Origin of the sequence: Shewanella sp. (assembly GCF_041630135.1) — a bacterium.
In the GTDB taxonomy this organism is placed as follows: domain Bacteria; phylum Pseudomonadota; class Gammaproteobacteria; order Enterobacterales; family Shewanellaceae; genus Shewanella.
The window spans coordinates 20,935-27,543 of sequence record NZ_JBFKLW010000057.1; the positions used below are offsets into that span (position 1 = coordinate 20,935).

Below are 6,609 nucleotides of genomic sequence, written 5' to 3' on the forward strand. Positions count from 1 at the left end.
GAAAATGTGTTTGCAAACCGCATTATATGTGATATATGTGCCATCGCAAAATTAATGGCTGTAAAATTCCGCCATTTTATCTAAACTAATGGCGTTTTGATCCGACAAGGGCTGTCGGTTTTTTCAGTGATTAGTCAGGGAAGTCATATATGGAAATTTTGCAACTTAACGATTATCGAAAGGTGGTTGCCATTGGTGGCGGCCACGGGCTTGGTCGCGTACTTTCCAGCTTGGCATTCCTCGGGTCCAGGCTCACCGGTATTGTAGCAACCACAGATAATGGTGGCTCTACCGGCCGTCTTCGCGCACAGCACGACTGCATTGCATGGGGCGATCTTCGAAATTGTTTATCACAACTTGCCGACCGCCCTTCTGTGGGCTCGCTGCTGTTTGAGTACCGATTTGAAGGGGCAACCGAACTCGGTGGCCATAACCTGGGTAATCTGATTCTTTATGCGCTGGATCAGCTTTGTGTGCGTCCGCTCGATGCGGTTAATCTCATTCGTGGCATGCTGAACATTGAATGCAAATTGATCCCCATGTCAGAACAGCCGACGCATCTGGTTGCCCTTGAAGCCTGTGGTAACCGGGTGTTTGGTGAGCTGGATGTGGACAGACTTGAGAGCCATCCTATAGCTCTTTCGCTGGAGCCCATGGTTGAGCCAACTCTGGAAGCCTGTCAGGCCATTGAAGAAGCAGAGCTAATTGTACTTGGCCCTGGAAGCTTTTTAACCTCTACCCTGCCCGCTTTACTGCTGCCAAAGATTGCAGCTGCTATCCGCCACTCAAAAGCAAAGATTGTTCTGATTGATAATCTCACTACTGAAGTGTCGGCTGCGGCCAATCATCTATCTCTTAACGACCGGATTGACTGGTGCCATCAATTAATTGGCAAACCCATGATTGAGAGAGTGCTTTGCCATTCAGACGAAGAGCGTCGTGACGGTATTTACCATTATTTACCACTGAAGAGTAAACACCACCGAGGGCTTCACGATACACAGTTACTGGCAAAGGCCATCATGGCTTCCATAGAATTTGGAAGGCTTAGCGCCTGAGCTAATTAAAGAAAAAGGCTGCTACTGCAGCCTTTTTCTTCAGATGATGGGCAACTCAGCTGTATTCAGTTCAACACAGCAGCGATTGCCTTACAGATAGCAGGCATGTTGTTTATTGTCATCCCGGCCACACTGATCCGGCCAGAGCCCACAATGTAGACACCGTGTTCGTTTTTAAGCGCTTCAACCTGAGCTTTGTTGAGACCGGAGAAACTGAACATGCCCATTTGATGGCTGATAAAAGAAAAATCCTGAGTCACACCAGCGGCTGCCAGACTTTCCACAAACAGGGTGCGCATTCTGGCGATACGCTCACGCATTTCGGCGAGTTCCTGCTCCCACTGCGCCTTAAGCTCTGGACGGCTCAAAATGGTGCTGACAATCATGGCGCCGTGAGCCGGTGGGTTTGAGTAGTTGGCACGAATAGTACGCTTGATTTGACTGAAAGCGACTTTGGCTTCATCGGCCGTTGCACCAACCAGGGTCACAGCGCCGATACGTTCGTTATACAGACCGAAATTTTTCGAAAAAGAGTTAGCAATCAACAGCTCAGGCACCATGGATGCCACCAGACGCAGACCTTCGGCGTCATCTTCAATACCACGGCCAAAGCCCTGATAAGCAAAGTCAAACAGAGGAATAAGACCTTTGGCGGCACATAGTTCACCAACCTTCTGCCACTGCTCAAGGGTTAAATCGATACCGGTTGGGTTATGGCAACAACCGTGCAACAGTACTAAATCACCTTCCACAGCAGCGTCCAGTGAACTCAGCATGGCACCGAAGTCGATATTATGGCTGGCGGCATCGTAGTAGCCGTATTCTTTTACAGTTAAACCAGCTGTTTCAAAAATATTCTGATGGTTTGCCCAGGTGGGGTTGCTGACCCAGATCACCCGGCTTTGGGTGTTTCTAACCACGAACTCAGCCGCGATGCGCAGGGCACCTGTGCCGCCAGGGGCTTGAGCCGTTACGGCGCGGCCAGAATCAATTACTGCGTGGGTGTCGCCAAACAGCAATGCCTGCACCACCTTGTTATACAGGGTGACGCCTTCGATACCCAGATAGTTCTTGGTGGTTTCCTCATCCAGCAAAATGGCTTCGGCCTGCTTAACGGATTTCAGCACCGGTGTCTGCCCTGCCTCATCTTTATAGATCCCAACACCAAGATTGACTTTATCGGTCCTTGGATCGGCCTTAAAGGCGTCGGTCAGACCTAAAATCGGATCGGCGGGTGCGGGTACAACCTGAGAAAATATCATGGGATCTATCCTTTATTCAGTGAGGGTAACGAAAACCGCATAGTTATAGCATTGCACGCAGCAAGCGTTAAGTAATGCCTACAGATTCTTGGTGAAAATCTTTAATAGATGAATATTCATCAAAATTCTGAATAAATCTTTGATGAGTCGAGAGCGAGCTTGCAGGTGTGAAGAAGTTAAACTAAAAGTGGAGGCGCGACCCGGAGTCGAACCGAGATCGACGGATTTGCAATCCGCAGCATAGCCATTCTGCCATCGCGCCTTTGAGGGAATAAGGAAGTTGGAGCGACATATCGGGTTCGAACCGATGACCTATACCTTGGCAAGGTATCGCTCTACCAACTGAGCTAATGTCGCGTTCTTTTGCGTATTTACTTAGTCAAACTAAGCTTGGGTATCGCTGCCTTTGCCTGACTGAGCTAATCTCGCGTTTCCTTAATGCCAACAGCCTTCCCTGTCAGCGATTTGCATTCTACCTTTTTCGATCGGTCAGTCAACGGCTTTTTTCCCCAAACTGTGCTGTCTGGCGGTTAATTGTGCTAACAATAACAAAAGCCCGGCGATGCCGGGCTTTGGGGATACGCAGAGTCTGAAGTTTACTCAGACAAAGGCAGTGACAGGTGGTTCAGGCCGAGCATTTTTTGCATCACGCCCACTACCTGGCAGCTGTAACCAAACTCGTTGTCGTACCACACATACAGGATGGCTCGTTTGCCATCTGCAATGGTGGCTTGGGAATCTACAACACCGGCGTAGCGCGAGCCCACCAAATCGCTGGAAACGATTTCAGTTGAATTGGTGAAATCGATTTGGTTTTGCAGCGGTGAGTGCAGCGCCACATCTAGCAGGTAGTTGTTGATATCGTCTTTGCTGGTCTCAGCATTCAGGTTCAAACTTAGAATGGCCATGGACACGTTTGGCGTAGGTACGCGGATAGCGTTACCGGTCAAACGACCTGCCAATACCGGCAGCGCCTTGGCTACGGCCTTGGCTGCGCCGGTCTCGGTGATAACCATGTTCAGCGGTGCGCTGCGACCACGGCGATCGGCCTTGTGGTAGTTATCGATGAGGTTCTGGTCATTGGTGTAGGAGTGGATGGTTTCCACGTGACCGTTTTCGATACCGTACTTGTCGTTGATGGCCTTCAGCACCGGAGTAATGGCGTTGGTGGTGCAGGAAGCGGCAGAAACAATAGTATCTTCATCGAGAATGTCGTTATCGTTCACGCCGAATACGATGTTTTTGATGTTGCCTTTGGCAGGTGCAGTCAGCAGCACCTTGGCAGCGCCTGGACTCTTGAGGTGCAGACCCAGACCCGCTTCATCTTTCCACACGCCGGTGTTATCAACCACCAGTGCATTCTTGATGCCGTACTTGGTGTAATCCACTTCTTCCGGGCCATTGGCATAGATGATTTGGATGTAGGTACCGTTGGCAATCAAGGCGTTGTTTTCTTCATCGATTTCAACTGAGCCGTTGAATGGACCATGAACTGAGTCACGTCGCAGCAGACTGGCGCGCTTCTCAAGGTCGCCGGCACGGCCGCCACGGATAACGATGGCACGCAGGCGCAGCTTGTTACTGCGACCAGTACGCTCAATCAACAGACGGGCAAGCAGACGACCGATACGACCGAAACCGTACAATACGACGTCTCTTGGTTCCACTTCATCAGCATGGTCGATAGCGCTGGCCAGCTCACGGGCCATATAAGCTTCAATTTCGCTGGCATCGCTGTGATTGCGCCAGTAATTTACGGCCAGTTTGCCAATATCCACTTTACACTGCTTTACTGCCAGCTTACTCAGCGCTTCAATAAAGGGGAAGCTTTCGCGCAGACGCAGCTTATCGCCAACATGGCGACGCACCAAACGGTGAGCCTTAATGATTTCGATGGTGGAGGCGTTCAGCAGAGGCTTGCCATAGACAACAACTTCTACACCTTGGTTGCGATACAGTTTACCCAGCAGAGGTTGCATAGCCTCGGCCATTTCAAATCGTTCTTGCCAGCTTTGCAGGTGTTTATCAGCACTCATGTACAGATCCTTTATCTCACTTTTCTATATAATTCTTTACAGAAAGGTTTGAGTAACAAACAGAAGCGACCATAATCAGTCTAGTATAGGGTCAGGGTCCAATTTTGGTCGGCGCTATTGTAATGAAACTTGCTTCACCATGCCAGTAACATATTTTCGCTAAGCTTGTAATTTTATTAGAGAAAACGCTGTGAAATGTCACTCAGGTCGCACATATTTTGTAATGTTTACATCATTTATCGCTTTTGCCAGCGGATTTATGCTTATTGGCTGCGATAATGACCGTAACACAGACGCTATTTGTAAAAATAATCCTGAACTTTGTGAGGATCTGCACCGTGACAGCTGGTGCAGATATGAAAAAGGGGATCTGATCCGACAGCGGTTTGTCTTGAAAAGCAGTTCGAGCCCGACAGGGAAGGAAATTTATGACCAATTGCGTTTTCTTGAGGTCTATTCAAAGTGTATCGAACTGGCGGCTGGTGTGCAGCACAAGATAAACGTATCCCGTACCAACGACAGAATAAGAGCCTTTGGGATCAGCGTTCAAAACCTTGAAGAGTTACAGCAATCTACCAGAGGAGCCAAAGAGCCTCATCTTGCTTACTATCATTGGTCAAGGTTCAATGATGTAAGCGCACTTAATGTACTGCTTAAGGCCGAAGCTGACGGGAAGATTGATGACCCGGAACTGTTATCAAAACTTGCCATCTATTTTTTAAAGGTCGATGCAAACAAATCCCGAACCCTTTATCTGGACGTGTTGGCCAGAATGGATGCTGAACACACAGATCCAGACTGGTTGCTTGGTCTGGCGACGGCGTCGCGCACGTTGGATGATTTGGAGTCGAGCTATCTGTATTCTCGAGCCAACGTGTTATTGACCGGCCAGGGGGTAGATGAAGCTAAAATGTTGTTATTGGTGAACGGAGACAAACACATTTCCGAGTGGCTGGATGAGCAGGCAGATGCGCTAGCGAGTGCTATTAAATCCGGCAGTTTCAGCGGTAGCGCCATAGAAGCAACCCTCAGAGCGAAGGCTGATGTTTCCGACGCAAAAAACGCGCCAGACAATGAAAATGCAGCTAACGACAATCAATAAATTATAAAAATCGAGAGCCATGTAAAATAATTACGTTTTATGGGGCGGTTATGGGGTTTAATATTGGATTTTACTTGACGAATTCAAACAATTTGGTAATTTTACTACCAGATACTGTTTATAATCACTGAGGGATATGAAATGACTATCCGCGTAGCAATTAACGGCTATGGCCGTATCGGTCGCAACGTACTGCGTGCTCTGTACGAAAGCGAAAAAGAATATCCTATCGAAATCGTTGCTATCAACGATCTCGGCGATGCCTCCATCAACGCCCACCTGACCAAATACGATTCTGTTCACGGCCGTTTCAACGCCAAAGTTGAAAACGACGCAGAAGCGATTTACGTCAACGGCGACAAGATCCTCACCTTCTCTGAGCGCGACCCAGCCAAGCTGCCTTGGGCCGAACTCAAGGTTGACGTGGTATTTGAATGTACCGGTATCTTTACCTCTAAAGAAGCCGTACAGCCTCACCTGAATGCCGGCGCCAAAAAAGTCATCATCTCTGCCCCGGGCAAGAATGTTGACGCCACTGTAGTTTACGGCGTAAACCAGAATGTACTGACCAGCGACATGACCGTTATCTCCAACGCGTCCTGTACCACTAACTGTCTGGCGCCGTTCGCCAAGCCACTGAATGATGCCATTGGTATTGAGTCTGGCCTGATGACCACCATCCACGCCTATACCAACGACCAGCGTCTGTCTGACGTGTATCACAGCGACCTGCGCCGCGCACGTGCTGCTGCCATGTCCATGATCCCAACCAAGACCGGCGCCGCAGCTGCGGTAGGTCTGGTGGTTCCTGAGCTGCAAGGCAAGTTTGACGGTCTGGCGGTTCGTGTACCTACTGTGAACGTGTCACTGGTTGACCTGTCATTCATCGCCACACGCGACACCACTGTGGCCGAAGTGAATGAAATCATCGAGAAAGCCCTGGCTGCCGATGAAGTTCTGAGTCAGGTTCTGGCGGTAAACAAAGAGCCGCTGGTGTCTATCGACTTTAACCACAACGCCTTCTCCTCCAACTTCGACGCCACCCAAACCCGCGTAAGTGGTCGTCTGGTGAAGGTTATGGCCTGGTACGACAACGAGTGGGGTTTCAGCAACCGTATGCTGGACAACGCCGTTGCGCTGATGAACGCCAA

5 protein-coding genes and 2 tRNA genes are annotated in these 6,609 nt (G+C 49.4%); 3 read left to right on the top strand and 4 right to left on the bottom strand.

All coding sequences use genetic code 11. The features are described from left to right. Nucleotides 1-149: 149 nt before the first annotated feature. Entirely contained in the window at nt 150-1,058 is a 909-nt protein-coding gene (gene yvcK, locus ABYK60_RS14435; protein ID WP_372872722.1) for a uridine diphosphate-N-acetylglucosamine-binding protein YvcK, read from the top strand. 65 nt (nt 1,059-1,123) lie between these two features. On the opposite strand, the gene ABYK60_RS14440 is transcribed toward yvcK, so the two are convergent. The 4 genes from ABYK60_RS14440 to ABYK60_RS14455 form a co-directional block, all read right to left on the bottom strand. After that, complete coding sequence (locus ABYK60_RS14440; protein ID WP_372872723.1) at nt 1,124-2,320, bottom strand: amino acid aminotransferase; 1,197 nt, start codon at nt 2,318-2,320, stop codon at nt 1,124-1,126. Nucleotides 2,321-2,508: 188 nt separating this feature from the next. Beyond that, a tRNA-Cys gene (locus ABYK60_RS14445) sits at nt 2,509-2,582 on the bottom strand. Nucleotides 2,583-2,601: 19 nt separating this feature from the next. Then, nucleotides 2,602-2,677 (bottom strand) — tRNA-Gly (locus ABYK60_RS14450). A gap of 239 nt (nt 2,678-2,916) precedes the next feature. After that, nucleotides 2,917-4,356 (bottom strand): glyceraldehyde-3-phosphate dehydrogenase, encoded by a 1,440-nt coding sequence (locus tag ABYK60_RS14455; RefSeq protein WP_372872724.1) that lies wholly within the window; start codon nt 4,354-4,356, stop codon nt 2,917-2,919. Nucleotides 4,357-4,579: 223 nt separating this feature from the next. On the opposite strand from ABYK60_RS14455, the gene ABYK60_RS14460 reads away from it, so the two are divergent. Continuing rightward, nucleotides 4,580-5,458, top strand: a complete 879-nt coding sequence (locus ABYK60_RS14460; RefSeq protein WP_372872725.1) for a DUF2989 domain-containing protein — start codon at nt 4,580-4,582, stop codon at nt 5,456-5,458. 141 nt (nt 5,459-5,599) lie between these two features. Continuing rightward, on the top strand, nt 5,600-6,609 hold a 1,010-nt coding region (gap, locus tag ABYK60_RS14465; protein WP_372872726.1), incomplete at its 3' end, for a type I glyceraldehyde-3-phosphate dehydrogenase.

Bases quoted from the DNA above. Each gene is read 5' to 3' on its own strand.
- ABYK60_RS14455 (WP_372872724.1), bottom strand. From the start codon at position 4,356: ATGAGTGCTGATAAACACCTGCAAAGCTGGCAAGAACGATTTGAAATG.
- yvcK (WP_372872722.1), top strand. From the start codon at position 150: ATGGAAATTTTGCAACTTAACGATTATCGAAAGGTGGTTGCCATTGGT.
- ABYK60_RS14460 (WP_372872725.1), top strand. From the start codon at position 4,580: ATGTTTACATCATTTATCGCTTTTGCCAGCGGATTTATGCTTATTGGC.
- ABYK60_RS14440 (WP_372872723.1), bottom strand. From the start codon at position 2,320: ATGATATTTTCTCAGGTTGTACCCGCACCCGCCGATCCGATTTTAGGT.